Origin of the sequence: Flavobacterium sp. (assembly GCF_046155325.1) — a bacterium.
Classification (GTDB): Bacteria; Bacteroidota; Bacteroidia; order Flavobacteriales; family Flavobacteriaceae; genus Flavobacterium.
Genome location: NZ_JBJXDQ010000133.1, coordinates 1 through 26,867, shown reverse-complemented (window position 1 = coordinate 26,867; position 26,867 = coordinate 1). Strand labels below are relative to the sequence as shown.

The following is a 26,867-nucleotide window of genomic DNA, read 5'->3' as shown; positions in this document are numbered from 1 at the left end:
GCCAGCAAATCATTTATTTTCAAATTTAAACCATCAATACTAGAATTTTGGTTTCGTGAAACTCTTAATAATTCTTGATATTGTCCGGTTAAATTAATATTCCGGGCGGACACTTCTTGGAATTTTTGGGACTCTTGTTTACATTTTTCGGCTAAAATTGAAAATTCCGAAATTTTATTTGCTATTTCCCCACGAATAATATCATAAGATTGTTTAATCCGTAATAATTTTCTATACAAAGAAACTATAATGCTTATTAAAAGTATTGAAAAAAGAATGAAAAAATATTCCATTCAATTTTATATACTTTTTTAGAGAAAATTATGGATATTTTGCCTGAATGAATTCGGGTGGCAAAATATAATCTTGATCTACTAACGTAATTCCGTAACCATTGTTATCAATAAGGGAGCAAACAACTTTTTTAACAGTTATTTTTTTAGTTTTTAAATTTTCATATTCTACTAATTCATAAAAATTAGGCTCTCTTTCTTGAATATATTTGGAAAATCCGCTCACGACCCTGTTTCTATCGTTATCTGAAATAATTTTAACCCACTTGTTTCCAATTACTTCTTCTAACGAGTCCACGCCTATAAAATCTAAATATTTTTTATTTCCATAAATTAATTCTCCAATCCTATTAGAAATACACATTTCAAAAAAAGAAGCGTCCACCAATTTCTTAAACTTCATTATTTCTCGCTCTTCTAAAAACCTCTCGGCGAGCATTTCTGCGATTGGCGTTTCTATACTCATTTTTTGTGTGTTATTTGATTATTTCCAAATATGTGAAATTATGCTTTTAACAGTTTCACTAAAAATTGCGGGGACAATTAAAATTGCTATTCCGGCAAAAACCGACCATTTTGACAAAAGATTGTTCTTAAATTCTTCTATTTTGGAAATTCTTTCATCAATTTCTATCGCAATCCTATTTTGTTCTAAAATATTTTCAATTAACCACTTTGACTGTTGTTCAATCATAGAAATACTTTTTACCATAAAAGCCTCGCTTTCTGTAAGTTTACTAATCATATAATCAGGAACAGAAGAAATAAATGTTGGTATTTCAAGTTTTTTATAGTGGGAATTGTATTGCTTTTCCATTGATAAATAGAGATTTTAATAGATTTTTAAGAAGATTGTCTATAATTTACACTATTTTAATCATTTTTGACCTATTAAATTTTCGTAAAAGTCAACATTACGACTCACAGCTTTTGCAGTTTAAGATTGATCTTGCCAGTTCTTGAGCTGGGTTTGCTGATCTTTGGTAATAAAAAGTTTTTATACCTTGTTGCCATCCGAAAATCAATAAATCGCTAACCTCTTTAGGTTTAGTGTTTGGTGGAATCATTAGATTAAGACTTTGAGACTGATCAATATATTTTTGTCTTTGCGCGGCCTGAATTACTATTTCTTTTTGACTAATCTCCCCAAACGTCTTAAAAACGTCTTTTTCTTCTTGTGATAAAAATTCTAAATGTTGAACTGATCCGCCGTGAACCAAAATTGATTTCCACGTTTCGTCATCGTTTTTATCTTTTTCTTTTAATAATTCCTTTAAATATGGATTTTTATATGTAAAATTACCTTTAGCTAATTTTTTTACATAATAATTACCATTTTCAGGTTCAATGCTCGGAGACACTTGGCCTAATATAAAACTAGATGAAGTCGTCGGAGCAACTGCTAGGGTTGTAACATTACGAAGCCCATACCCCTTTAATAGTTCTGGCTCTCCAAATAATTTAGCTAATTCTTGGTTAGCCTTGTCTGATCTTTCTTTTATAGTTTTCCAAATAGAAGAATTTAGATATTTAGCTTCCATAGATTCAAAGGCAATCATTTTAGATTGTAATAATGAGTGCCAACCTAAGACTCCGGCCCCTAATGCTCTTTGATTTTTAGCAAATCTATTGGCGGCTTCCATAAATTTAATATTTTCAGTTTTAGTAACATACTCAGACATTACAGCGTCAAGAAAATAAATTAAAGTTTCTATTGCATCTGTCTCTATAATTTCATCCCATTTTAATAAATTATATGAAGATAAATCGCAAACGAATGATTCTAATTCAGAGCTATGTAAACAAATTTCAGAACACATTTGACTCGCCCAAATTTTTAAACCTTTGTCTATATAAACCTGCGGGGCGTTATTGTTCACGGTATCCTTAAAAAACAAATAAGGATAACCGCTTTCAAATCTTTTTTGAATGATTTTTCCCCATATTTTTCTTTTGTCTTTATCTCCATCAATCATGGAATTCATCCATTCGTCACCTATACAGACACCAATACTAATATTTTGGATTTGATGCCCTTCGTCTTTAATTTGTAAGAACTCTAAAATATCTGGATGATCTACGTCTAAGTATCCGGCAAAATGCCCGCGACGGGCAGAACCTTGAGAAACAACATTGGAAACATTATCAAATAAAGAAGCAAAATGAACTGGCCCGCTAGATTCCCCGCCCTTACTTATTTTTGAACCACGCGGTCTTAATTTGCCTAAATAACCAGAAGTCCCGGCCCCGTATTTACACATTATACCAACTTCTGCTACTTTTTCTAAAATAGAATCCATTCGATCTTCTATAAAGGAGCCATTGCAAGAAATTGGTAAACCCCTATCATTCCCAAAATTAACCCAAACAGGAGTAGCTAAAGAATAAAAACCACGAGACATATAATCTTCAAATTTGTCCGCAAAACCTTTAATTTTTAAGATTTTTTCAGCCGTGTCACTAATCTGTCTTATTCTCTGTTCCGGTGAAACGCCTTCTTCTAAATACCCGCCATCTCTCTCCAAAAAAATACGAGAGTATTTATTTAACCATTGATATTTTTGCATAATTTTTTAGTATCTGTCGAGATTGGGATCACTATAGCTTGGAAGAGCGATCATTAAAATAAATCTGCTTCCGAAAAACTTTGTGATTTTTTAGAATATTCTACAGGACGGGAATGAAAAAAATCAGTATGATTATTGCCCAAAATGGTTTCATCAAACCATACGGTATTTTTTAACATTTCCTTATCAACTTCAAAAATTTTTGGATATTTTATTTCTTTTAAAGAGGTGTTTAATCTATCTTTAATAAAATTAATTAATAATGGAGTATTTAGTTTTTCGTGATTATATCCATTGACTATCCATTCTATAATTTCACACTCATATTTAACAGCTTGTTCAGCTTCGTAAAGAATTTTTTCTTTTAATTCTTCGTCAAAAAGTTCTGGATATTCTTTTCTTAAGACATTTATTATTTTAGCCCCGGCCATGAAATGAAGATTTTCTTCCTTACTTGTATATTCTACCTGTTTATTTGTGTCTTTTAAGGCATTTTTATACCTTCCAAACCAGCTTATTGTATAAAATTGAGAAAATAAAGCTATATTTTCAACAAACAAAGAAAATAAAATTATTGAATAAATAAATTGTTTACGATTATCCGCATGAAATTTATGAAGATGTTTTCGTAAGTAATTAACTCGTCCTTTAATAATATCTAATTCTAGAATTTCGTCAAAAGCTTTTTCTATACCTAAAACTTCCAGTAATCTTTCATAGGCATCCCCGTGGACTACTTCATTCGCCCCAAAAACATATCCCATATCATTAATAGAGGAATGGGGAAGATTTTCTCCCAACTTAACCCAAAATTTCTTAACACTAATCTCTAGTTGTCCAATAGTAGAAAGCGCGCGGACAATTATATCTTGTTCCTGTTTGTTTAATTTGACTTTGAAATCTTGAATGTCACTTTGAAAATTAAATTCTCTTACCGTCCAAAAAGAATTTTGAATTGCTTCTATAAAATGCTGAGTCCAAGGATAAAGATCAGGTTTTCTGGAGATTTGTTCGTCAAATAATTTCATCTTATTTTCTTATATACCTTTTTCTTTCAATCTGGTTATGAATTTACACGACAAGAATCAAGTTTGAAAATAAAGTTTTTCAATAAGAAAAAAAGAATTTTTTTTGTTATAAAAAGTGTAGGTTTAGCTGCCTGAACTACCCCACCCAATTCCGCGATCAGTATTATCTAATTCTTCCACTTCTTCAAAGTCAAAATCTCCATACTGTTTAAATAAAATTTGAGCCGGACGATCTCCTTTGCATATAGTCAATGTTTCTTTTTTATCTGTATTTAATAATACAATTCCTATTTCTTTGCGATAAGCAGGATCAATAATTTTACCTAAACAATGCGCGCCCTTTTTATACGCCATTCCACTTCTATCAGAAATATGACCATACCAAGTAATAGGTATAGATATAGCTATTCCGGTTTTAATTAAATGTCTTTCACCCGGATGAATAATAACATCTTCTAAGGCGTATAAATCATATCCGGCATTACCATAATCTCTAGTCGGAGTTATGGCATTTTCATTAAGTTTCTTAAATTGTATTTTCATTTTTAATCTTTTTGTCCTTTTTCATTAAACTTTAAAATTTTGTAGAATTTATATTCAAAAATTTATAAGTTAATGCTATAAAGATTATATACAAAATAAAATTTATTAATTCTATGTAATTCTGAATAAAATTAATAAATAAATTCATAGTTTTTATCTTTAAAATCAATATTTTGACTCCGCGCAGCTTTAAATAATTTTATTCTCTCAGTGGATAAAATCTTGATTTCTTCTTTTTTTCTAAAAATAAATTGATTTAGACGTAATAATTCAAGATCAAATTGGGTTTGGGTTAAATTATCAAATTTTTTCATAAATTAATCAATAATTTCAAATTCATAATAAGGTGCAGAATCAAAGGTTTCTTTTTGAGGCGATGAAGTCAAATTATTGATTTGAATCAAATCTATTCCAAATTCCTTGGCTAGTTTGGGAGCAAAATCGTCTTTGTCGTAATAATCTCTAAAAACTACTTTAGAAATTTTATACATAGCAATTTGCTTAATACATTCACTACACGGACATAAAGTTACTGCCAATAATTTAACTTCGCCGGGGATACAATATCTTAAACAAGCTAATTCTGCGTGACAAACCCTTTTTCGTCTTTCATCACGATTAGACCAATCAATTGTTTTGCCGGGCGGTGCGCCGTTAAAACCTAAAGAAATAACACTGTTGTCTTCACGTAATGCCACCGCCCCAACGCGCAAAAAGGGGTCTTCTGAGCGTTTAGAAGCGACTTCTGCTAATTCTAGAGCATAACATTCCCACGAAAGACGATTATTCATGTTTTCTAACTTTAGAAGCTTCTTTTAATTTTCTCACCCGGTTTCTTGCTTTTCTAGCGTCCATTTTTTCTTTTCTATCTTTGTCAAATTTTTCTCCAATTTTATCACGCCCATATTTTTCCTCGCGGGCCTGAGAAAGTTCAGAACTTAAATCCAATAAATCTCCATAAGTCCCGGATTTTTTCCCAGTTATTTCAGAAAATTGTTTGGCGGACGTAATATCAATATTTTTTATAGAATCAACTTGGGCATTTAAAAACGATGGTAATCTAACGTATTTAATTCCTTCTATTTCAACTTCCGAACCAATTGACGGCGCGGATTCACTTGAAAAATAGAATTCTTTTATTTTGTTTTTAGAGTCTTTAAATTCGTATTGTGGCATTATAATAATTATTTTAAATTTTCCAAAATAATATCCAAAGATTTTGAATAAGTAAATTTTCTTGATAATTCTGTTCCTGCTTCGTTAAAAGGATTCGTAATAAATCTTTCCACGGCTTTATCACAGCCATTTATAAAATCATCTTCATTCCAATTAAAATATTGGCCCTGTGAAAACGGCCCGCCTTTATTAAAGAACATTCCGTCGGCGGCATCAATCATTTCCCCGTTAGTTTCGACTAAAATAGAATTTTCTGGAGTCGCCCATTGTTTAATTCCACAAACATTATGCACAACCGCATATTTTCCTATTCCCACACACTGAAAAGAAGGTAAACTCCAATTTTCATTATGACTCATATCAATAACAATATCACAAGAATTTAATACTTTGTTGTATTCCAAATTTGTATTAGTTAATGGCAAAATATTTACATTAGAATATTGTTTTCCTTCAAAAATTTGACCTAAAATTTGATTATTTTGTTCAGGACTTAAAAATCCATTGTTAATAGAAAGATGTAACATATAGTTTCTGTTGTTACCATATTTTTTTAACCATGCTTTAATTACGCGGGAATGACCTTTACGTTGCTCGTATTTCCCGGCGATTAAAAAGGTAATCCTATTATCATTATAACATTTCTTTTTAATATTATAAAAACTTTCACTATCAAACCCAAGAGGACAATAAACTACATTGTCCGCGCCTTGAGCGTTTAATAAATTTTTTAAATATTCATTACAAACAAATACAACTTTTTGATTTTTAATCACATTGATTTCCGTTTCTGTTGCTCTGTCGGTTTCTAAATAAGAAAATAAACATTGGTCTTTGGAAAAACTTTCTATTCCGCCGGACAAATGCCAATTTTTGAAAATAATATTATTTCTATTGTGGTTAGAATAAGATTTTTGAATACAATTAGTTAGCCAGTTATTGAAATCCTCATCTTTTTTATGAGTAGTTAAATCTATTGGCCCAATAGGAAATATACAAGGAGACAATTCTCTTTTGTATATTTCTTTTAATAAACAAATAGAAATTTGTCCGAGCGACGTTCTGTTTATTCCCAAATTTAATGCAAAATTTTCCATACTTTTCCTTTACTTTTTATTTAAAAAACTATTAATCTTCTTCTAATTCTGCGCCGGACTTTTCTTGATTTTTCTTATATTCTTTTAATAGTTGAGTAATAAGAATAATCATGGATTCTATATTTTCTTGAGTAATACATAAAGGATTGACTACGTTCTGGTCATCGTTGTCCTTCATATCATTAAGAATTTGCGATATATATGAGGCTATCTCGCCGGAGATAGTAATTGATTGTTCATAATTCTGAAGAGGCTTTTCTAAAACATACGCAGTTTTTTTCTTTTTATCATCTTCAAAATCTACGATTTTTACTAAACCAAGTTCAGAAAAAGATTTTAAACATTCTTTCATAATGGCTAATTCCATTTCTGGGAATTCAGAAATCAAAATAACCTTGTTAAAACCTTCTGGAAGGACTAACGTATCATTTTCTGTATAAAATTTAAATATAAGATTTTTAATTTCGAGTAGGGTCATTTTTAATAAATAAAGGTTTATTCTTTAACTTTAATATCTTCGATAGTAAAGATGGAGTTTAATTTTTTCTGGAATGCTAGAAACTCAGACATAATAGAGTAATTTACAGTATTTCTCAAATTCTCTGGATACTCATTGAGTAGGGACTCAATTGCATCAAATTTTATTCCACTTAACAATCTAATTATACAATCTATTCTTGCATCATTATCTATGCAAGAAATATAATGTTCACCCCTTATTTTTTTCTGATTTTCCTGTGTTAAAATGTCGTCGGCAGCGTTGGTATTATCGTTCATATTTATAAATTTTTATTTTCTATATAAACTTATATACCATAATCTTCTGAAATCATCAAACTATGTAGTTTTTTCTCTATCGAAGATATCGTTCTAGACATAAGCAGTGCGCTAATTTTATATTTTTTGGATAATTCAGAAATATTTTGCTTCTCGCAATCTATTCCATATCTCGAATTAATTATAGATTTTTCATCGTCGGGAAGGTTTTGAACGGAACTTAATAAAAAGGAATATTTATTTTCTCTATCAATTATTTTATCCGGTTCGTCTTCCTTATTCGTTTTAACAAAAAAGTCCTTATAGGAAGATATTTCGTCGGTTTCATCATTCGGTTGGCTAGAATCTAATTCTATTGGAGAAGAAAATAAACTTAATAATTCTTTTATCTTGCTAGATTTAATAGCAAGTTTTTGACTAATAAATTCGACCAATTGATCGTTTTCATTTTTATCAATTCCATTAAATTCTCCATTTTTGTATAAGTTATTTATTTTTTGCATTTGAGTATTCATAGCATCGGTGATAGAAAATTGTCTTATATTTTCTCTGTAAAATTTAGTCAACTCCATCAAAATACCCCGGTAACAATAATAACTAAACATTTTGCCCGGCGTTTCATATTTTTTCAAATCAAATGATTCAATAGAGTTTATTACCCCTGTAATGCCAGAATGAATTCCGTCTTCAAGGGATAAATTGTTGCCAAAACAATACTTTCTAGCCAAAAGAATTACAGTTCTTAAATATGCGTTAATTAACGCCTCCCGACTCGCCGAGCAATCTTTATTTTTAGCCTTTTTTAATAACTCTATTTCTTTATCGTTAGGTAAAACTGGCGTTGAATATGCTATTTTTTGGTAAAATTTAATTATTGGAGAATTATCTTGAGCATTATAATTATATTTTTTTGCTGTCCTTTGTTTGCTGTTTGTTAACAAATTACTTTTCATTTTTTTTTATTATTATTTTTTCTAATTTTATTTTTGTTTTACTATTTTTGTTAATGAGAATTGACTATTACAATTCCAATCATAACACAAACTTTCTCATTGTCAAAAATTATCTTCTCATTTTTGAGAAAACCAGAGTAAAAAATTTCTAATTCGTGAGAATCCTGAAAAAACTTTAATGATCTTATTAGTTTTTAATAGAGTATAGATAAAGCGGATACTTAGGGTTTTTTATTTAAGATTCAGATTTTCCTATCTTGAATCCGCTTTTTGCCACTGTTTTATACTATTTCTAGGTTTCCGGGCAATTTTTATTAGTTCAATCTGAACCATGTGAACCATGCACGAACCTATTTACACTATTCTATATACTCTTTTCAAAAAAAATTTCCGAAAAAAGAATTGACAAAAAGATTTTGCGTGGTAGATTTATTGGAAATCGAAAAATTATGACGATTCAACAATATTACAATCAAAAAAAACAACAAAGAGAAAACAGTTTTAAAAAAAGTAAAAATCAAAATATGCAAACTTTACTAGAAAAAGAACAACAGGAAGATAAAATTAAAGAAGAAGTTTTCTTGAAAGATATTCTTAAAACTACAATTAGAAATTTAACCAAAAGAGTTATTCCGGCTGAGTCCTCAGAATCCTTTCAACAAAAATTCGATGATTTTTGGAAATCATTTATATTTTTTCACGAGAAACGGGAGGCTTTTAATATAAACTATATTTACAAATGCGTAAATAATTTATCCGAACATTGTGAAAGAATACATTTACCGTTTGATAATAATTTAGCTTCGTCAATTATTCTACAGAGATTTGGCGGTAAAATGAAGAATTTTAATGAAAGCGCGGATATGGTTTATAAAATTTTAACAGAAAAATTTGGAGTCTTATCCAACGAAGCCGAAATTATAAAATTCTTTATTTCTTCATGTTCAGATATTGTTACTGAAAACAGTCCGCCGAATCATTACAAATTAAGTCTTTTAAAAGACGTTTATTTTCATCATTTGGGCGGAACTTGGTTTGAATTTATAAGTTTTCAAGAAAAAGTCTATAAAGAAAGAGGAATATTAACCAGACTTGAATTCTTTCAATGTCAAAAAGAAATTTTAAAATTGTTAATTAGCGTGAATTATAAATTATATAAAAGTTGTTTTTATATAGAAAAATACGAAAAAAATGCTAAGAGAAATATTGAAGATTATTTGGTGATTATTGATGAGAGAATTGAAAAGTTATCAAATCCGGGAACATATAAAGTTTTAGCAGAGAGTTAATCTTTATTTTTAGTAAACTAATACAACTTATAATGAATAAATTATCAAGCATGGTGAAATTTGAGCAGAAAAAGCCTATTTTTAGTAGAACTTTTAATGCTCAAAAACAATTAAACATGATAATTATATCAATCACGGAGCCAATTGTCGCATTTTTGCCGCGCCACGAGCGATGGTCGTCTTTGACCTACTCTAATCTTCTTTCGTGGATTACGCGGAAAGCCTATATTTCTATAGATCGTATTAAGTCAAAAGGTTATTTTATTATCGCTTTGACCCCATCCCTTCACCTTCGCGTCCGACATTATTTCGATTCCGCGCGGCTACACGCTCAAATTCGACTTATTGAGAAGTATTAAATTTTACTGTTACGAAACTATATACTCTTTATTTAACATTGAGAATAAAAAGCCAAGAAAAAAAATATGGGGAAATTTAAATTAAATGATAATGTTGTAATTTTAGATGAAAAATCTTTATATTTTGCATTGGGTTTTTCCCCAAATAAAAAAGCATACAATATTTTTCTTGTTACGGGTGGGAAAATAGTAGAAGAACAGCACGAGTATAATTTATATACAGTAAAATTTAATTTTCCTGTCGGTTCACTAAATTTTGATATTTACGAAAAAAGATTGTGTTTGAAAATAAATTCTTCTGACTCAATTTTAGAAATTAAAAAATCAAATCATTTTTTTACTAGTATGTTTTTACTGAAAGAAAAAAAAGAGGAAAACAAAGATAAAGCTAAATGAACAAAAAATTTTCACAAAAATGAAAATCTCTCAAAAAAAAACTTGACAAGTCCAAAACTTGCCTTATACTGTAATAGTATAAAACATCAAACCCAAAAATAGAAAGAAAATAGTGTATGTGTTTAATTATGTGTTCGTTCGCAGGAAAAGAAATATCTAAAGATCATTTAGAAACTTCTTTTCGAGGAAATCCTCATGGTTCTGGTATTGCCGGAGCTAAAGATGGAAAAATTTTAACAGAAAAAGGATTTTTCAAATTTGAAGAATTCTATGAAGTTTATAAAAAATATATTGGAATGCCTCATATTATCCATCACCGATGGAAAACACACGGGGAAACAGATAAAGATAATTGCCATCCTTTTATTTTATCTGAAAAAACAGACGAAAAAAATAATTCGTTTCCTGCGTTGGTACTTTTTCACAACGGGGTGCTTCACGGATACAACACCAATCCAAAAATGTCCGACACTTTTAATTTTTGTGAAGATAGATTAAAACCTCTAACTATAGATACAAACGGGGTAAAATGGTGGAAAAACACCGGATTTAAATGGTTAATTGAATCTGTTATAGGTAACGGGAATAAATTTGCCCTACTGGATTCCGACGGGGAAATAACTATTTTTAATCAAGGTTTAGGGGAATGGGCCGATGAAGAAGAAACAATTTGGGCCTCGAATAATTCGTATAAAGTATTAAAAGCTCGAAATGACCCTAGAGCAGCCGGGAACCATTTTCTTAGATATGAATCTGATTTTGGTTATTATGGCAGGCCAACGCAACAACCCCATAATTCTACTTTATTTTTAGAAGATAAAACTAAAAAATCTCTTCTAAAAGAAACAATAATTCCTGAGAAAAATAAAAATGACACAAACTTGTTTGATATTTCAGACGAAGAATTACGCGAAGTAGATGATTATTTGCAGACATTAAATGCTACTGACATCAGTTAATTAAAAATAAAAAACTAACTCTTAAATTAAAACCTTATGAAAGAAACAGAAAACCAAACAGAAGTAAAAATTACGTTAAAAAAACCCTTGAAAACTAAAGAATATACTGTTACAAAAGTCACAAAAAAGAGAAAAACTGATATGCCTAAAACTTATTTATCTGCAAATTATTTGTCTGTTCCTTTGAAACAGATGGGGGATGATTTTAATATTCCTTCACAGGAAATTGGGGAGGGGGTAAAAACCGCCGCCGCTTCTAATAAAAAAATCCTAAAAGTAAACGAAAAAACAAAAGAAGAGCAAAAATATAGTATTAAATGCGGTGTCTCCGGCGAAGTTCTGGAAAAGCCAAGATATACCTATGTTTCTAATCAAAGAAACGGAACCAGTGAGTATGTCCACGAAAATCATTTAGATAAATTGAATACTTGCTCCTCCTGTAAAAAACTTTTTGTAGAAAAACTGGAAGAAAATCATTGCTATTATTGTATAAATAGAGCCGTAGAAAGGCATATATTACCTTACCATACAAAAGCGGAAAGTAAGTTATCATTTATTTTTTCTCCAACCGACCCTACTAAGGTAAAATTTTGCGACAAAAATATTTCTACTTTTTACGCCGGTAAAAATCCGTCGTCTTTTATTTATAGTTGCGGTAATTCAGAACCTCAACCTAATTTATTTGGAATCGAATTGGAATATGAATGTAAAAAATCGCGCGGACTCGCTGTTTTAAAAGTACATCCTCTTATTAAAGAATTTGCTGTCTTAAAAAGAGATTCTACTTTGGTAGAGGGATTTGAAATAGTTAGCGCCCCGGCTGATAAACTTGCCCATTATAAAATATGGGATTCTTTATTCACTGAAATAGAAAAAGATAATAATATTGAATGTACTCCATATTCCTATGATGAAGCTAAAGGTAAGGGTGTTGGATGTGGTTTACATATTCATATTTCAAAAGATTCAATGATTCATCATAATGCTTATTCTGTCGCAGATAAAAACGGGGCAGAAAAAGATTTAAGAATAGTTACTGGATTGCCTATTGCAAAATTACAAACATTTATTTATTCAAAATACAACAGAAAGTTTGTTGAATTAATGGCTGGGCGAAAATCTAATATGTATAATGATTTTACGGCAGAAAAGGGGATTATGTTTGATGTTAATGGAAAAATTACGGCTGGGGCCAGATCGGTTATAAATTTAGAAAATGGAGGATTCGATCACAGAACCGCTGTCAATTTTAATACTTCAAATGGTAAAACCATTGAATTTAGAATTTTCCGTTCTACAAAAAATAAATTAGAATTACTAAAAAATATTGACTTTGTGGATGCAATTTGTTGTTTTTGCCGCACAGGAAATGCTTCATTACAAGAAATGAAAGATTGGATTTATTTCTATGAATTCGTTTCTAAAAATCGTCAGGATTATCCATTCTTATTTAAATTCTTTGAAACCGATAAAGATTTTCTACTTCTTTTATCAAATAAAGAAAATGGAATTGAAGGAAAATCGGAAATTTCTGAGCAGCCTATTATTAGTAATGTTATTCCGCCGGAGCCACCCTTGGCAGTCGCCGGTCATTTAAATTTAAGAAGATTATCTCTAAATAGAGATTTAACAAAAGTTTTCGAGGCTGAAAATGAAAATGAAGATGAAGACCTTTCAGAAGAAGAAGAACTTAATTTCTAAGTCATAATTTTTTATATATAAAATATTTAAAATATTAAATGACCATAATAAAACCAACTAATTTCCGATTACTTTTGGAAGATTTATTGGAAATAGTAATTATAAATTTTACTCTACATAAAGTAAATATTTCATATACTATTCCTGAAAATAACTTCAATTCTGCTGAATATGATAGTATAGGCTTTGTTGAAATAACAGATATGGAATATCTAAAAGAATTTTTAGATTATGTAAATGAAAACAATGCAGCGGCGTTAATCTTTCTAGGAGACAGGGACGTATCTTTACCTCTTCATATAACAAATCAGTTATGTTGTGTTTATGAAGGATTATTTAAGAATGTAAATAAAAAAGATAGTAAAAGTAATTTACAGGAAATTCTTTTAAGATTGCATGAAAAGCCGCTTGACAATATCGAAAACTGTGATAATCTTTTCAAGCTACTTGTGACTACTCTCAACTACGAAGACTTATTGATTTATATGAATATTGACGGACAATTCAAAATAGTCAAAGCAAATATGGGATTTATACATAAAAAAAATAATTATTTTATTCCTAAAACTTATTGCAAACCTAGCCGACCTATTGAAATAACTTCAGACCTAGAAAATACAACTTACTCTTATTTCAGTGAAGGTTATGATTATTAATTATCAACAGTAATTTGTATTTAAATTATTTTAAATAAATGAGTATTATTTGTCACAAACCGGAAGGTGTGGACTTTCCTAAAAACGCATTGGAGAAATGTTTTAATAGCAATAATCCAGACGCGGCTGGATATAGTTATGCGATGGGCGGCGTAATTTATGTAAAAAGAGGATTTAAATCTTTTGAGAATTTGTTTGCTTCTTTATTGGAGGTAGAAAAATTCTCTTGTTTAATTACTTTTTCAAACAAGCAAATACCAAACGAAAATAAATTCCTACAACCATTTAAACTAGATAAAAATCATTTTGTTGGATACGATGGTGCTTTTTTATCCAGAAAGGATTTAAATAATCCTTTATGTTCACAGGGGTATAATTTTACAAATTTACTTAAATCGTTTGATACAGATTTATTTAAAAAAGACTATTTTATAAAACTTTTAAGCGCGGCTTTGTCAAAAAGTAATTCCGGGTGCGCGGCTGTAATAAATAATCTTGGAGAAGTTTTTGTTTTTAATAAAGCCCACGGAACAGAATTATTAAAATGTTGGTTTTCAAGTAATCCGTATTGTAATATAACTACTATAAATACCTCCAACACTAATACCGTAAGTGTTACTGGAAATATTAAACAGTGCGGGGACTGCGCGGCTTGGTATAACTTAAATAGTTTAATATGGGGCGGCGCAAGCGATCCTAAATCTTATTGCAGAGATTGTACCAATAAAATATTAGTTAGAAAAAATTCTCTTTTAACAGAAAAAAGACAAAGGGAAATGTCAAACCCCTACAAAGATCATTTAACTAACTTGGAAAGTATAGTAAATATTACTTTGGTAAATATTTTAGACTTGTTTTAATTTTCATTATTTTTATAATCATATAAAATATGAGTTTACAAATAAAAGATTTTATCTCCGAAAAAGAAGACCATTTCTTAGATGCAAGAAAAAGCAAAAATGTTCATTTAACTAGTTTAGTTGATCGGCTTATTTTCAATATAAAAATTGATATTAAGAAAATTTTTAATCTGTGGATTGTAACAAATTACGGCAATATAATTACTCTTGGAGTTTTTAGGTATAGTAATCTTTTTTTTGAGAAGGGTCCTTCCGGGTGTTATCGTAGAATTTTTTCTCCGGGAGTCTATGGAAATTATTTAGTATGGTGTGATGAAAAAGATAAAAAAGTTTTATCATTTCAAAAATATATTATCTGCTCCACCGATTAAACCACCGAGTAAAAAAAGAACTTGACAATTCGTAGATTTCTGGTATAGTATCTTAACTCTCTAAAATAGAATAAAATTTATGTGTCTAATTATTGTTTCTAAACCAAATAGTCCCAAAGTTTCCGAAGAAATATTAAAAACGTCTTTTGATTTAAATCAAGACGGGATAGGGATTAGTTATTCGTTAAATCATGAACTTTTTACAAAAAAAGATTTTATAGGTTTTGTTGATTTTTATGAATATTATCTAAGTATACCTAATGAATCATCTATTCTTGTTCATTTTAGAAAGAGTAGTGCTGGAGGAAAAATACCGGACAATATCCATCCATTTTTATTGGAAAATAATGAAAACAATAATAAAACAGTATGGTGTTTAAATGGCACGGTTTCCGATCATGTAGTTAAAGACTCTGACAAATCAGATTGTTATTTGATGAATGAGATTATTATTTCTCCCATTTATGCATTAGACAACTTTTTCTATGAAAAAGACTACTTTAAGGCTTTATTAAAATCTCATATAAAAGCCGCTAAAATGGTATTTTTTAATAATTCCGGGGAGTTTACTATTTTGAATGAAATTTTAGGTGAATGGGTTAATGATAAAACAACTTGGTTTAGTAATACTCAATTCAAAGCTGAAATAGAAAGAATAAAGAAACAGAAAAATCCTGTTGTTATTACTAAATATAGTAATAATAATTACTGTTTACCTCCCAAGTCAGGAACTCCATTTAATCTAAAAAAAAAATACTATCTTCGCTCGGACAAATTATTTCAAGAATTATCTTTGGACGAAATTCATTGCTTGCAAAAACTACATCACAAGGGCGTTAGAAAATTACTTAAAAAAGGTATTATTGGGAAATTAAATTGCATACCACAAGAATTGATAGACAAGACAGACGATCAAAGATATGAACAATTTTGGAAAGGTAAAGAAATTTTACAAACCGGGTTTGCGACTTAAATGAAATTTATCTAAATAATATTGTTACAACAAAAAAAATAATTAAATAAAAATAAAGTAATTAAATATATAAAATATGAAAAAATTAGTAATATATCCATACGAATTAGTATCAGAATCAGGCAAACTTCTTGCGGAGACTTTTAATGCGAAAAAAGTTCGCCCGGATGGAAATTATCGCCCACAAAATGATGAAATAATTTTAAATTGGGGAATGAGTGAGACTCCAAATTGGGAGGGAATGGTCGGAAACATTAAAGTAATTAATCATTGGGACGCAATTAAAGTTTCTGTAAATAAGTTAAAAACATTTGAAAAGCTAAAAGCTGCCGGGGTGAATATTCCTTTATTTTCGACTAAAATTGATGATGCCCGCCAATGGATTCAAAATGGCGATGTAATCGTTTGTAGAAAGATTCTATGTGGATCGCAGGGTGATGGAATTGTTATCTGTAAAAATTTAGAAGAACTAAATGTAGCTGCGCCTGATACAAAAATGTTTGTCAGATATTTTAAACGTAAAAAAGAATTTCGTGTATTTGTTGCGAATGGAGAGATTTTTGATTTTTCTGAGAAAAAGAAAAAAGAAGATTTCGATGGCGAACATAATACATTTGTTAGAAATTTCGCAGGAGGGTATATTTTTGCACGTCAAAACGTGGTATTACCAGAAATTGTAAAACAACAATCAATTGCTGCTGCCGCCGCCTTAAATTTACAAATTACTGCTATTGATATTGGATATAATGAGTCCCAAAATCTCGCCGTAGTATTCGAGGCAAATTGTTCATTTGCTTTTGATGCTGGAACAACCACTTTTGAATCAGTCAAAAAGATTATTAATAAATTTTTGGAGATAAATGAAAATCCTATTCCGGCAGCAATTACCGCTTCTCCAAAAATAGAAGTCACGCCCATTATTGCTCCCTCCAATCAATTATGCAAAAATAAACTAAAAGATGAAATATATAAGTTAAACGGAATTACAGAGATAGAGTTTAGATCAGTTGATAATACGTTAAAGGTTTATGGTAAAGTTGCTGGACGAAACAATCTAATTAAAATCTTAGAAATTAACAATCCAGAAATTAGTCACTTTTGGGAAGATTAAAATCATTTTGAAATAAAACTATGTCCTGTTTAATATCTTCCTCTGGTAAACAAGTTTCAAAAAGAAATCTAATCAATTGCTTTAACAGAAATGAAAATGTTGGAATCTTATTCTTAGATGAAAACTATAAGTTTCAAACAAGAAAACCCGGAACAAATTTTGATAATTTTTATAAATTTTATTCTGAGAATGTCAAAACTCCAAGTATTATCTTTTTTAATGATAAAGAGACTTTTGGTAAGGACAAGGTAAAACCTTTTATTTTAAGTCCTAATTTATATGTGTTTATTGAGGGACTTATTCCTAATATTGAAAAATTTACTAACCATAAAACAAAATCAGAAATACAATTATTTGTAGAACAAGTATTGAGGCCGATAGCCCGAATTGATGAAAATTTATTTATAAAGCCGTCCGTTTCAACTTTACTGTCAAAATTTATTGGTAAAAGTGGTAAATTGGTATTTTTTTACCAAAAACAAAAACCTACATTCATTTATAATATGTATTTGGGAAATCTTGAGGACGATGGGCATAATTGGTATTCTAATTCAAATTATAAATGCGCCGGTGTTAAACAAACTTATTTTTTCACTCCGAAAAGTCAAATTAAAAGTGACTCGAATGAAGAACAATATAGTTTAGAACAAGATAATTCCATTGATCTAGAAATAGAAGATTTAACAAAAATAGAAAAAATGGAGGAACAGGAAGAATTAAAACTTTTGGGATTGCTGGAATCAGAAAGATATGAAGAAAGAAGAATTAGAAGTTTTCAAGAGTTAGCAAGGGAAGATATTTGGCCCTCCGACGATAGAAATTATTATTAATTTATAACACAATATGAAATTTTCTTTTATTGCAAAATTAAAAAAACTCCTCTTTAAGAAAGAGGAAAAAATCAGAGTTAAATATTTATCTGAATATTTATCATTTGTTAATAACAATAATCAGTTGGTTATAAATTCAACTAGAAAAATTTAAATATGGTTGATGAAAACAAAGTAATTGCCGTGGCAGATTATCAATTTTTTAACGTATTAAATCCCGCATATAGTGTTTGTAAATATAATGAAATTCAAAAGGGGCAAAGATTTAGATACCTTGGCGAATGGAGAATTAAAGTTGGCAATATATTTTCAATGTCAAGGGATAAGGCATTTGGTATAACTTATTCTAGTATAGGGTTAGATAAATTTGTTTTATATTTTAAATATGAAAATTTGCACCAAATTTAACCTCTTTATTTTTTTTGAAAAAGCATTTGACAGTTTAGAATTTTGAGTTAGACTCAAAACTGTAAGATAACGCAACTTCAACACCAACACTGAAATAATCTAGTAGAACAGCAAATAATAATAGTCAGTAAAAAAATAAAAATAATATGAACACAAAGCAAAAAAATGGTAAAAAAGATAGCAAAAATTGGGAATTAACCATTGGTTCTGATTTTGAACTATTCATAAAAGATAATGAAACTCAAAAATTTGTTTCGAGTCTTGATCTATTTGACAATAAAGATAAATATGATCCATTTGTCATAGACGATCATACTAAATTTTTCTGTGATAATGTCTTATTTGAAGGGAATGTAAAATACGCCACGACCAAAAAAGATTTAGTTGAAAATTTTAGATTTACTTTAACTAAAATGGCGGAATGTCTTTCTGAAAAATATGGAGATAGATATTCTTTTATCGCGGATGCCGCGCATGAATTCGATGATGAATCATTAAATAATCCCAAAGCTAGAGAAGCAGGATGTTCTGTTTCTTATAATGCCCACACAAAAGGAATTAGTGAGACTGCGCCTTTTGAAAAAGTAAATACTAGAACAAGTGCTTTGCACGCGCATTTTGGACGCACTGATTTTAACAAAATTAAAAATAGAAAAGGGCAAATTTTACTTGACCATAATTCCCGTAATGATATTGTTCTATTGTCGGATTTGTTTATTGGTAACACGATGAATTTAATTGACAATGACGTAGAAAATAGTATTTTGCGTAGAAAATATTATGGTAAAAGCGGGGAGCTTCGGACTCCGCCTTTTGGAGTAGAGTATCGGGTATTACACTCATATTTCCTTAGACATCCATCTATGATTGAATTTCTATATGATCTTTCCGTGGAAATGTTTAAATATATTAGAGCCGGACAAGAACAAGTATTACTCAATAGGTTTAATATGGAAACTTTAGCTTTAGCTATCAATACAAACAATAAAGAAATTTCTAAAGCGATTTTCGATGGACTAGATATGCCTAAACATATTATAGAGCAAGTTGAAATGCATAAAGATATTACTTATGATTCCGATGTTTTATCTGGATGGGGAATTAAAGTAAAGAATTTGGATTTAGAAGTTGCTTAATTTCTAAAAATTTATCATACTTTCTTTTTAGACCAATCACCTAACTACAAAACCAATACAATTAAATAAAACGCTAAAAAATATGGATAATACAAAAGAAAATAATTCTCTAGAAAATTTAGAAGTTAAAAAACACAAAGAACGAAAAGTTTTTATTGTCGGTGGCAATAATGATTATGCCAACTGGTTAATTCCTATTGGGTTTTCCATAACAAAAAATATAAATGAATGTGATTTAATTTTCTTTACTGGTGGGGAAGATGTTAGTCCGCAGATTTACGGAGAACAAAATGGACAATATACTCATTTTAATGAAAGGAGAGATGATAAAGAATTACAAATTTTTGAAGATCATCCAAATAAAAATAAACTTGGAGTTTGTCGCGGCGGACAATTTCTTACCGTAGCAAATGGATACAAATTAGTTCAACATTCATCGCATCCATCTTGGCATAATATTTCAACCTACGACGGTCAAACCCTACTTGCGTCCTCCACGCATCACCAACAATTCTTATTAAACCCTAATAGAAATTATCGTGCCAGAGAATTTGATTTAATTGGTTGGGCGGAAAATTTATCCGGTATCCATCTTAACGGTAAAAATAAAGATTATTACTTTGATATAGATTATAAAGAGCCTGAAATTGTATTGTTTTATAATGATGATGAAAATAATTCAAAATCTCTTGCAATTCAGATGCATGTAGAATTTTTCGATCTAGATCATCCGACTGTAAAATATATGCAAAATTTAATAATTAACACTCTTTTTACTGATTAATTAAATATATTATAAATACAATATAAAACAATGGAATTTGGAAGACCAAACGTGTTTAATAACGGAACAATAAAAAGTATTGCTTTAGGTAGATTACCGACAAACACTATTTTTAGACTTAATAAAAAGTTCTATCACAAATACTCCGATCACCTAGCATACGTTTTAGATAAAAATACAAAAAGAACAAATTTTCTGGAAATAGACCCGAAATCATATTTAATGCTTGTAGCTATTAAAGCTAAAAATAATTAATTTTGTTTTATAACATAAAATGTATACTGCCAACGTAAAATACTGGGTAAGATCAAAAGATTTGCTTAAAAAAGAATTAAATACTAATTGTTTTTCTGCTGTTGTTAGACCACATTCCCCATACTCTGAATTTGATATTAAAGAAACGAAATCAATAGTTTATAAATGTGTCCCGCCAGCTAAAGAAAGTGGTTTTTATTTGGATAAACAAATACAAGATTTTTACATTGAGTTTGTAACAAAATTATTTGCAAAATTTAAATACAATTTGCAATATAGATTTCTGAAAGATAAAAAAATTCTTTTTAGATTAACCTTAAATCAAAAATTGATAAACAATCCGGCCAAAATTTTGTTAATTCTAACTCTTTTTCGTTACATCCAAGAATTTCCAGAGATTTTAATGGATTTTTACAAGAATAAAAAAAATAATTTAAGCGATAATTTTATTCAATTTCAAGTATCCCACAATAACACCTTAAAAGATAAAAAATATTACGACAATCGTTATGGACATTCTATAATATCTCAATATGGATGCAATCTGCCTGACTCAATTTCTTTGGAAGACTTTAGTCTTAAATTTAAATTTAAAATTACTGGAGTTCAAGAGTGTTTTAAGTCAAGAAAAGACTTGACAGTCTGAAATTTTCAGATACAATAATGATGAAGGCCACGAAGCCAGAATTCAATACAAATCAAAATTAAATTATGACTACAAAGAAACATTTGTTTTACGGAACTTTGAGAAAGGGTCACGAAAACGTATCGAGAGATAAAACTTATAATTACGAAAGATTTGGGTCGGGGACTCAAAAATATATTAAAACATTAAGAATCCCCGGATATAAAATGTATGATTTGGGACATTATCCATGTATTGTAGAATCGGATAATAATAACAAAGAAATTACAGTAGAGTTGCATGAAGTAAATGAGGAGACTGCTCAAAAAATTTCTTTTATGGAAAAGGGCGCGGGATATTTGTCCAAAAATATTGAAATTGGCGAAGAAAAGGCTATAATTTATTTCTATCCAAAAGAATTGATTAATAAATTGCAATGTCAAGACAGTGAGATTAAATCCGGGGACTGGTGTAGTTAATTTTTTGTCGATAAAACAATTATAAAATAAAAATATGTCAATTCTAAATTTAAAAGAAAATGATAAATTTTATCTTAAAAAAAATGTTACTCTTCAAGATTTAATAGATATAGCTTTTTCTCCCGGACAAGCAGTAAAATTTCTCAAACAAAGAAAAGAAAATAGACCCTTCATTGTCCACAGTTATGGAATTAAAGAAAATAGAATATATTTCCTTCATGAAGGTTATTATGCTTTTTTCTCAATTAAAATGTGTGAGACTCTCTCCAGAACAAAAAAAACACAATCCAATCATTTTTTTACTAAAATGTTTCTTTTAGATATTCCAAAATTTAAGAAAAATAGTATTAAGGTAAATTAAGAATTTTAAAATTAAAACAAAATGAAAACAACTATTTGTCAAAATAAAGAATTACTTACTGACATTTACGGAATAAAAGAAATTCATAAAATTTACTTTTCCTTAATAGATTCCAACAAGAAAGTTTTACAAATTTTTCAGACCTGCAAGGATTATTGCAGTGATTTGTTGTATGATGTTTTTGCTTTAAATGTAAAAAATATAGCCTTAACCAAAGTAACTAAAGACAAACCAAGATTTTTAATTAAATTACCTAAGAAAAATTTAAATTATCAAGAATCCGCCGAGAATATTTTAGACTGTCTCCATCAAGTTGAAAAAGATTTAAAATTCAAAACTAAAACTGTTTTTTATAAAGTAAAATGGAAGCAAGACAAAACAATCCCTGAAGATATATTTTGTGTAATCGGGGCAAGTGAATGGTTATATAGCCTGCCTTTATTTTCTTTATTCCAAACGATAATCAGAAGTATTCACGGTTTACATAAAAAAGGTGATGACTATCGTGATAGTTTTAAAAATATTATAACAAATAATGAAATCTTTACCGATTTTAGTTCAGACAAAGGATATTTATCTCAAGGAGTTTTTTTTCTACAATTATTTATCAAATATGGATATACAAAATTTTTCTACGGGAACGGAGATATAGAAGGATTTAACTTAAACTGGAAAAAATCTGAACATGGCAGTTCAAGTCACAGCAGCGGAATTTCTGGACTATATCACTATATTTTTCGTTCTTGTGATAGCTACATATATAATAGCTATATTTTACATAAATATTTCGCCCGCCCGGAATTATTAAAGGAAATAGAATTATTGGAAGGCAAAAAATTATTCCCGGCTTTTATGAAAGGAGAGGTTTTGCCGGAAGGGGATAAGGAAACTGATTTAGGAATAAAAAGTTTATATAAGTAAAATTTTGAATTAAAAAACTTAATAGTTCAAAAAGAAGTGGTATAGTAGAAAAATGATAACTAGACTCAAATTCACAGATCAAGATAACAGTAAACTATTTGTTACTGGATGCCCGCATCTAAATCATAATCCCCAATGGAAAGAAAATAAAATTTGGGAAACTCGTGGATATAGTTCCGCCGAGGAAATGACCACCGGGATTATTAGACAAATTAATGATACTTGTTTAGCCACCGATACTTTATTAGTATTAGGAGATTTTTGTTTGAATACTACTCCTGAGCAGTTTTATTCTTTAATTCATAGAATTCATCCTAAACTATGGTTTATCCGGGGGAATCATAACAACCCTTGGGAAAAATTATATTTACAACACTGTATAGAAAAATTTGGCTATGAAGTTATAGGTTATGAATGGCTAGACAAAATAACTTATTTGGGGGATTATGCTGAAATTAACTGGAATAAAACAATGTTTGTTTGCAACCATTATCCTTATTATATTTGGAACGATATTAAACATGGTTTTATTAGTTTAGTTTCCCATAGCCACGGAAGCTGCAAATTAAGTCGCCCGGAAGATAAAACAATGAAACAAATTGATACCGGATGGGAAGTTTGGAAGAAACCGATTTCCTTTAGAGAAATAATACAGTGTTCTAATAAAAAACAAATATTTAAAGGTGATCATCATTAGGGTGATAAAAATATTTAATTATGTCCGCGCGGACTTGTGTGCATTTAAATAATTAAAATATATCATGGAAATATATAATCAAGAATTAGAGAAAAAATGGGAAAAATCACAGAAAAAAGTTTCGGAAACGGCTTGACAGTGAAAAATCTTGTGGTATAATATAGAAACGAAAAATCTATGGAAAAATCCTATAAACACAAAATAAGTAAATCCGCTTATATTAATCATAAAACATATTTAAAGTCCGCCCTTACCGCTCTCAATTTAAATAATCCTAAATGGCACCCCGAATGGAAAAGAAATTTAGGTTATAAAATCGCGCGAGTATTATTTTTGGCCGGAGTTAAAAAAATAGAACATACTTATTGGGATTTAAGACAATATGATTTAATGTTGAATGAGCCGCCGCTCCACAAACAAACAATTAGAATTTCTCCCAATATTGATTCTTCTGTTTTAGAAATTTTTGATAAAATGGATAAATCCCGCCCGCTAATTTGGAATATTTTAAGTAAATTCAATATTGGGGTAACTGGCTGCGGGCATGAAAATTTTTGCACCGTTTCAAACGTGGAAGAAATGAATTTGTTGACTGATATTTTAATTCATTTTAATCATTTTAATAATAATTTTGAGATTGAAAAAACAATATGATTTAGCTAATAAAATATATCATAAAAATATAGATATTTTAGATAAATTTTGGGAGTAAAAACTTGACAGTGTAGAAAAAAGTGGTATAGTAAAATACACCAACCCACAAAACGTAAAATATTAAGAAAAATATTATGCCAAAAGAATTATTAGATTTACAACAAACCGAAGACGGTAAAATTAAAACTAACCTTTAATATTTAAAATAAAATGTTTGATTTGAACTACACAGATTTTTGTCAAAACTATAAATCTAAATTCCATAATGGTAAAAATACAACTACTTTTGTTAAATATAAAGTTATAAGTAAAAACAATGATATTGCTATTGATCATGGTCTTGGTATCGGTAAAGCCTGTTACAGTGCTGTTACTTATTCAAAAATACCTAATACTTGGGAAAAATTAGAAACTTGGTTTAATTTAAGTAAATTACCATATTCTAAAACCAAGATAATTAAATGGATTAAAGAATTAAACGAACTAGGGTTCCCATGTTATTTAGATTTCGATAATAAAAATAGCCCCGGCACTGCTAATTTTACTGTCAAATTTTCAGATTTTACAAGAAAATTACATTTAAATTCAACCTTGCAATTAATTAGAGCATTGTGGGAGTCAGGAATTAATCACGTCCCGGATATTTATTTTCAATTATCGAATAAATTCAAAAATTCGGATTTAAACGATAGATTTTTATTGCTACAACATTCTCATAATCTTCTGACTTATACAAAAGATACTACTGGTTATTATAACTTTAATCATACTATTACTTATTCTAATAATGGAGTTAAAGATCAGGCAATTTCTCTTAAAACATACAACCAAAGACTAAAAAATAGTATCAGTATGGATATTAGTTTTGGTTCCGTAAACGATTTATGGAAAAGAAATTTATTAGTCAATAAAGACATTAAAATTTAAACAAATTAATATGAAAATTTTAGGACAAAAAAATCAATTTAGAAAAATTCATGGCTTTTGGAAATTTGCTTTTCTGCCCACTGAATTAGTTTCAGGGGAAACCATTTGGCTTAAATTTCATTATATAGCCGGGATTCATTTTGTTTGTTCTAATAGAAATGATTGCGGTAAAAAAACATTTGAAATCAAATACTCTAAAGAGTCTGCGTGACTATAAAAAATTGAAAGATTCAAAACTTTATCCAAATTGGTCTTTTTTATCGTTAAGATATATTAATACAAACGATTCTTTTAGACATAAAAATAGATGGTGGAAATTATTTGACAATAAACAAACAATGTATTCGGTTGACGAAGGAATTACTCAAATGATATTTTTGGAACAAAAAGATTTTGATTTTATTAAAGTTGCAATTAGATTGGGAGAATCAAAGTTGCCATATAGTAAATTGGGATTGTAAATGTTTGATTCACGCTTAATTAAATAAAAAAATATGTTTACTGTTAAAAATACAGGTTCAAATTACTTGGCTAGAATAATTAAACTTGGTCCGCCAAGAAAACATTCTAATGCAGACAAATTATTAGTTCATACCGTATTGTTCAATAATATAATCACTGATCTTTCATATAAGGAAAACGATTTAGTAGTTTATTTTCCGTTAGAATGTCAAATTAACAAAGATTTTATTTCTTATATTAATGGGTTTCAGAAAAAAGAATTAAATAAAGATAAAGAAGTGCGCGGATTCTTTGACAATAATTCTCGCGTCCGCGCAGTAAAACTCCGTGGCGAGCCATCGGCGGGATTTATAATTAAATTGGAGATTTTAATTAAGTGGCTTGAGTCTAAAAAGATTAAAATAGACGCTGACGACGTTTTTTATACAATAGATGTTGATTTTGATACCTTTAACGACATTTTAATTTGTCAAAAATACATTGTTCCTGTAAAAAATTCCGGCCACAATCTAGCCAAACAAAAAGTCGCCCGCGAAAGTCGAATTGTTGAGGGCCAATTTCATTTTCACGTTGATACAAAACATCTAAAAAAAGAATTAAATGTTTTAAAACCCGATGATTTAATTACAATTGGATACAAATTACATGGAACTTCTGCCGTGTTTTCTAATATTTTAGTTAAGAAAAAATTAAGTTTAGCCGCGCGGATTCTTAAAAAATTAGGTTTGGAAATCATTGATACAAAACATGATTATGTTTACAGTTCAAGAAAAGTAATAAAAAATGATTTTACTGATAAAAAACATGATTCATATTATGATCACGATGTTTGGGAGACAATTAATGAAAGAATAAAAGATAAAATTCGCCCCGGCTACTCGATTTATGGGGAAATTTGCGGGCAACTCCCGTCGGGAAAATATATCCAAAATTTATATGACTATGGATGTAGGGAAAATACATGTGAGTTTTTCGTGTATCGAATCACGTTCACCGATTCATTAAATCATGTAATTGAATTAACTACGCCACAAATTCAAAGGTATTGTGAAAAATATCAATTAAATACAGTTCCCATATTTTATTATGGCCGGGCTAAAAATAAATACCCGGAACTAGATATTGAAAATCACTGGCATGAAAATTTTCTCAACGAATTAATCAAAGAATACACCGAGAAAAAATGTTATATGTGTAAAAATGATGTTTTTGCGGAAGG

General features: G+C 29.3%; 37 protein-coding genes. 24 read left to right on the top strand and 13 right to left on the bottom strand.

The window, feature by feature from the left end; translation table 11 throughout:
• From ACKVOD_RS09475 to ACKVOD_RS09415, 13 genes are all read right to left on the bottom strand, one after another.
• Positions 1-293, bottom strand: a 293-nt coding sequence (locus ACKVOD_RS09475) for a hypothetical protein (protein WP_409209228.1), incomplete at its 3' end; no start/stop codon positions are given.
• Between the two features lie 28 nt (positions 294-321).
• Complete coding sequence (locus tag ACKVOD_RS09470; RefSeq protein ID WP_409209227.1) at positions 322-759, bottom strand: PAS domain S-box protein; 438 nt, start codon at positions 757-759, stop codon at positions 322-324.
• An 18-nt stretch (positions 760-777) separates the two neighbouring features.
• Positions 778-1,110 (bottom strand): hypothetical protein, encoded by a 333-nt coding sequence (locus ACKVOD_RS09465; RefSeq protein WP_409209226.1) that lies wholly within the window; start codon positions 1,108-1,110, stop codon positions 778-780.
• Positions 1,111-1,207: 97 nt separating this feature from the next.
• Positions 1,208-2,860: a ribonucleoside-diphosphate reductase subunit alpha gene (locus ACKVOD_RS09460; RefSeq protein WP_409209225.1), complete on the bottom strand. Its 1,653-nt coding sequence runs from the start codon at positions 2,858-2,860 to the stop codon at positions 1,208-1,210.
• A gap of 53 nt (positions 2,861-2,913) precedes the next feature.
• Positions 2,914-3,888 (bottom strand): ribonucleotide-diphosphate reductase subunit beta, encoded by a 975-nt coding sequence (locus ACKVOD_RS09455; RefSeq protein ID WP_409209224.1) that lies wholly within the window; start codon positions 3,886-3,888, stop codon positions 2,914-2,916.
• A 123-nt stretch (positions 3,889-4,011) separates the two neighbouring features.
• Positions 4,012-4,431 (bottom strand): dUTP diphosphatase, encoded by a 420-nt coding sequence (dut, locus tag ACKVOD_RS09450; protein ID WP_409209223.1) that lies wholly within the window; start codon positions 4,429-4,431, stop codon positions 4,012-4,014.
• A 131-nt stretch (positions 4,432-4,562) separates the two neighbouring features.
• Positions 4,563-4,745 carry a hypothetical protein gene (locus ACKVOD_RS09445; RefSeq protein ID WP_409209222.1) on the bottom strand — a complete coding sequence of 61 codons (183 nt, stop codon included), beginning with the start codon at positions 4,743-4,745 and terminating at the stop codon, positions 4,563-4,565.
• A gap of 3 nt (positions 4,746-4,748) precedes the next feature.
• Positions 4,749-5,222 (bottom strand): hypothetical protein, encoded by a 474-nt coding sequence (locus ACKVOD_RS09440; protein WP_409209221.1) that lies wholly within the window; start codon positions 5,220-5,222, stop codon positions 4,749-4,751.
• Complete coding sequence (locus ACKVOD_RS09435) at positions 5,215-5,607, bottom strand: hypothetical protein (protein ID WP_409209220.1); 393 nt, start codon at positions 5,605-5,607, stop codon at positions 5,215-5,217. The genes ACKVOD_RS09440 and ACKVOD_RS09435 overlap by 8 nt, the downstream gene beginning before the upstream one ends.
• An 8-nt stretch (positions 5,608-5,615) precedes the next feature.
• Complete coding sequence (locus ACKVOD_RS09430) at positions 5,616-6,704, bottom strand: hypothetical protein (protein WP_409209219.1); 1,089 nt, start codon at positions 6,702-6,704, stop codon at positions 5,616-5,618.
• A gap of 31 nt (positions 6,705-6,735) precedes the next feature.
• Positions 6,736-7,182 carry a hypothetical protein gene (locus ACKVOD_RS09425; RefSeq protein WP_409209218.1) on the bottom strand — a complete coding sequence of 149 codons (447 nt, stop codon included), beginning with the start codon at positions 7,180-7,182 and terminating at the stop codon, positions 6,736-6,738.
• Between the two features lie 17 nt (positions 7,183-7,199).
• On the bottom strand, positions 7,200-7,481 hold the full coding sequence (locus tag ACKVOD_RS09420; protein WP_409209217.1) for a hypothetical protein: 282 nt from the start codon (positions 7,479-7,481) through the stop codon (positions 7,200-7,202).
• A 29-nt stretch (positions 7,482-7,510) separates the two neighbouring features.
• Positions 7,511-8,434 carry a sigma-70 family RNA polymerase sigma factor gene (locus ACKVOD_RS09415; protein ID WP_409209216.1) on the bottom strand — a complete coding sequence of 308 codons (924 nt, stop codon included), beginning with the start codon at positions 8,432-8,434 and terminating at the stop codon, positions 7,511-7,513.
• Positions 8,435-8,958: 524 nt separating this feature from the next.
• Between ACKVOD_RS09415 and ACKVOD_RS09410 the strand changes: the two genes are divergently transcribed.
• The 24 genes from ACKVOD_RS09410 to ACKVOD_RS09295 form a co-directional block, all read left to right on the top strand.
• A complete protein-coding gene (locus tag ACKVOD_RS09410; protein ID WP_409209215.1) occupies positions 8,959-9,723 on the top strand; it encodes a hypothetical protein in 765 nt (254 codons plus the stop codon).
• A 425-nt stretch (positions 9,724-10,148) separates the two neighbouring features.
• Entirely contained in the window at positions 10,149-10,478 is a 330-nt protein-coding gene (locus ACKVOD_RS09405; RefSeq protein WP_409209214.1) for a hypothetical protein, read from the top strand.
• Positions 10,479-10,594: 116 nt separating this feature from the next.
• Positions 10,595-11,437: a hypothetical protein gene (locus tag ACKVOD_RS09400; RefSeq protein WP_409209213.1), complete on the top strand. Its 843-nt coding sequence runs from the start codon at positions 10,595-10,597 to the stop codon at positions 11,435-11,437.
• A gap of 36 nt (positions 11,438-11,473) precedes the next feature.
• Positions 11,474-13,138 carry a hypothetical protein gene (locus ACKVOD_RS09395; protein WP_409209212.1) on the top strand — a complete coding sequence of 555 codons (1,665 nt, stop codon included), beginning with the start codon at positions 11,474-11,476 and terminating at the stop codon, positions 13,136-13,138.
• A 38-nt stretch (positions 13,139-13,176) separates the two neighbouring features.
• Positions 13,177-13,794 (top strand): hypothetical protein, encoded by a 618-nt coding sequence (locus tag ACKVOD_RS09390; protein ID WP_409209211.1) that lies wholly within the window; start codon positions 13,177-13,179, stop codon positions 13,792-13,794.
• Positions 13,795-13,832: 38 nt separating this feature from the next.
• On the top strand, positions 13,833-14,654 hold the full coding sequence (locus ACKVOD_RS09385; RefSeq protein WP_409209210.1) for a hypothetical protein: 822 nt from the start codon (positions 13,833-13,835) through the stop codon (positions 14,652-14,654).
• Positions 14,655-14,683: 29 nt separating this feature from the next.
• Entirely contained in the window at positions 14,684-15,025 is a 342-nt protein-coding gene (locus ACKVOD_RS09380; RefSeq protein WP_409209209.1) for a hypothetical protein, read from the top strand.
• A 79-nt stretch (positions 15,026-15,104) separates the two neighbouring features.
• Positions 15,105-15,998, top strand: coding sequence for a hypothetical protein (locus ACKVOD_RS09375; RefSeq protein ID WP_409209208.1), 894 nt, complete (start codon positions 15,105-15,107; stop codon positions 15,996-15,998).
• Between the two features lie 76 nt (positions 15,999-16,074).
• Positions 16,075-17,109 (top strand): RimK family alpha-L-glutamate ligase, encoded by a 1,035-nt coding sequence (locus tag ACKVOD_RS09370; RefSeq protein ID WP_409209207.1) that lies wholly within the window; start codon positions 16,075-16,077, stop codon positions 17,107-17,109.
• A 20-nt stretch (positions 17,110-17,129) separates the two neighbouring features.
• Entirely contained in the window at positions 17,130-17,939 is an 810-nt protein-coding gene (locus ACKVOD_RS09365) for a hypothetical protein (RefSeq protein WP_409209206.1), read from the top strand.
• 156 nt (positions 17,940-18,095) lie between these two features.
• Positions 18,096-18,347 carry a hypothetical protein gene (locus tag ACKVOD_RS09360; protein WP_409209205.1) on the top strand — a complete coding sequence of 84 codons (252 nt, stop codon included), beginning with the start codon at positions 18,096-18,098 and terminating at the stop codon, positions 18,345-18,347.
• A 146-nt stretch (positions 18,348-18,493) separates the two neighbouring features.
• Positions 18,494-19,483 (top strand): hypothetical protein, encoded by a 990-nt coding sequence (locus ACKVOD_RS09355; protein WP_409209204.1) that lies wholly within the window; start codon positions 18,494-18,496, stop codon positions 19,481-19,483.
• 82 nt (positions 19,484-19,565) lie between these two features.
• The gene (locus tag ACKVOD_RS09350; RefSeq protein ID WP_409209203.1) at positions 19,566-20,267 is read left to right on the top strand and encodes a gamma-glutamyl-gamma-aminobutyrate hydrolase family protein; all 702 of its coding nucleotides are present in this window, start codon (positions 19,566-19,568) and stop codon (positions 20,265-20,267) included.
• A gap of 30 nt (positions 20,268-20,297) precedes the next feature.
• Positions 20,298-20,522 carry a hypothetical protein gene (locus tag ACKVOD_RS09345; protein ID WP_409209202.1) on the top strand — a complete coding sequence of 75 codons (225 nt, stop codon included), beginning with the start codon at positions 20,298-20,300 and terminating at the stop codon, positions 20,520-20,522.
• A 19-nt stretch (positions 20,523-20,541) separates the two neighbouring features.
• Entirely contained in the window at positions 20,542-21,168 is a 627-nt protein-coding gene (locus ACKVOD_RS09340) for a hypothetical protein (protein ID WP_409209201.1), read from the top strand.
• A gap of 65 nt (positions 21,169-21,233) precedes the next feature.
• Positions 21,234-21,626: a gamma-glutamylcyclotransferase family protein gene (locus ACKVOD_RS09335; RefSeq protein WP_409209200.1), complete on the top strand. Its 393-nt coding sequence runs from the start codon at positions 21,234-21,236 to the stop codon at positions 21,624-21,626.
• Between the two features lie 34 nt (positions 21,627-21,660).
• Positions 21,661-21,987 carry a hypothetical protein gene (locus ACKVOD_RS09330; protein WP_409209199.1) on the top strand — a complete coding sequence of 109 codons (327 nt, stop codon included), beginning with the start codon at positions 21,661-21,663 and terminating at the stop codon, positions 21,985-21,987.
• A gap of 21 nt (positions 21,988-22,008) precedes the next feature.
• A complete protein-coding gene (locus tag ACKVOD_RS09325) occupies positions 22,009-22,908 on the top strand; it encodes a hypothetical protein (RefSeq protein ID WP_409209198.1) in 900 nt (299 codons plus the stop codon).
• A gap of 52 nt (positions 22,909-22,960) precedes the next feature.
• Positions 22,961-23,605, top strand: a complete 645-nt coding sequence (locus tag ACKVOD_RS09320) for a hypothetical protein (protein ID WP_409209197.1) — start codon at positions 22,961-22,963, stop codon at positions 23,603-23,605.
• Between the two features lie 177 nt (positions 23,606-23,782).
• Positions 23,783-24,259: a hypothetical protein gene (locus ACKVOD_RS09315; protein ID WP_409209196.1), complete on the top strand. Its 477-nt coding sequence runs from the start codon at positions 23,783-23,785 to the stop codon at positions 24,257-24,259.
• Positions 24,260-24,478: 219 nt separating this feature from the next.
• Complete coding sequence (locus ACKVOD_RS09310; RefSeq protein ID WP_409209195.1) at positions 24,479-25,186, top strand: hypothetical protein; 708 nt, start codon at positions 24,479-24,481, stop codon at positions 25,184-25,186.
• Positions 25,187-25,196: 10 nt separating this feature from the next.
• The gene (locus ACKVOD_RS09305; RefSeq protein ID WP_409209194.1) at positions 25,197-25,397 is read left to right on the top strand and encodes a hypothetical protein; all 201 of its coding nucleotides are present in this window, start codon (positions 25,197-25,199) and stop codon (positions 25,395-25,397) included.
• Positions 25,398-25,407: 10 nt separating this feature from the next.
• Positions 25,408-25,647 (top strand): hypothetical protein, encoded by a 240-nt coding sequence (locus ACKVOD_RS09300; RefSeq protein WP_409209193.1) that lies wholly within the window; start codon positions 25,408-25,410, stop codon positions 25,645-25,647.
• 33 nt (positions 25,648-25,680) lie between these two features.
• Positions 25,681-26,867: RNA ligase family protein (locus tag ACKVOD_RS09295; protein WP_409209192.1), on the top strand; the 1,187-nt coding region annotated here is incomplete at its 3' end.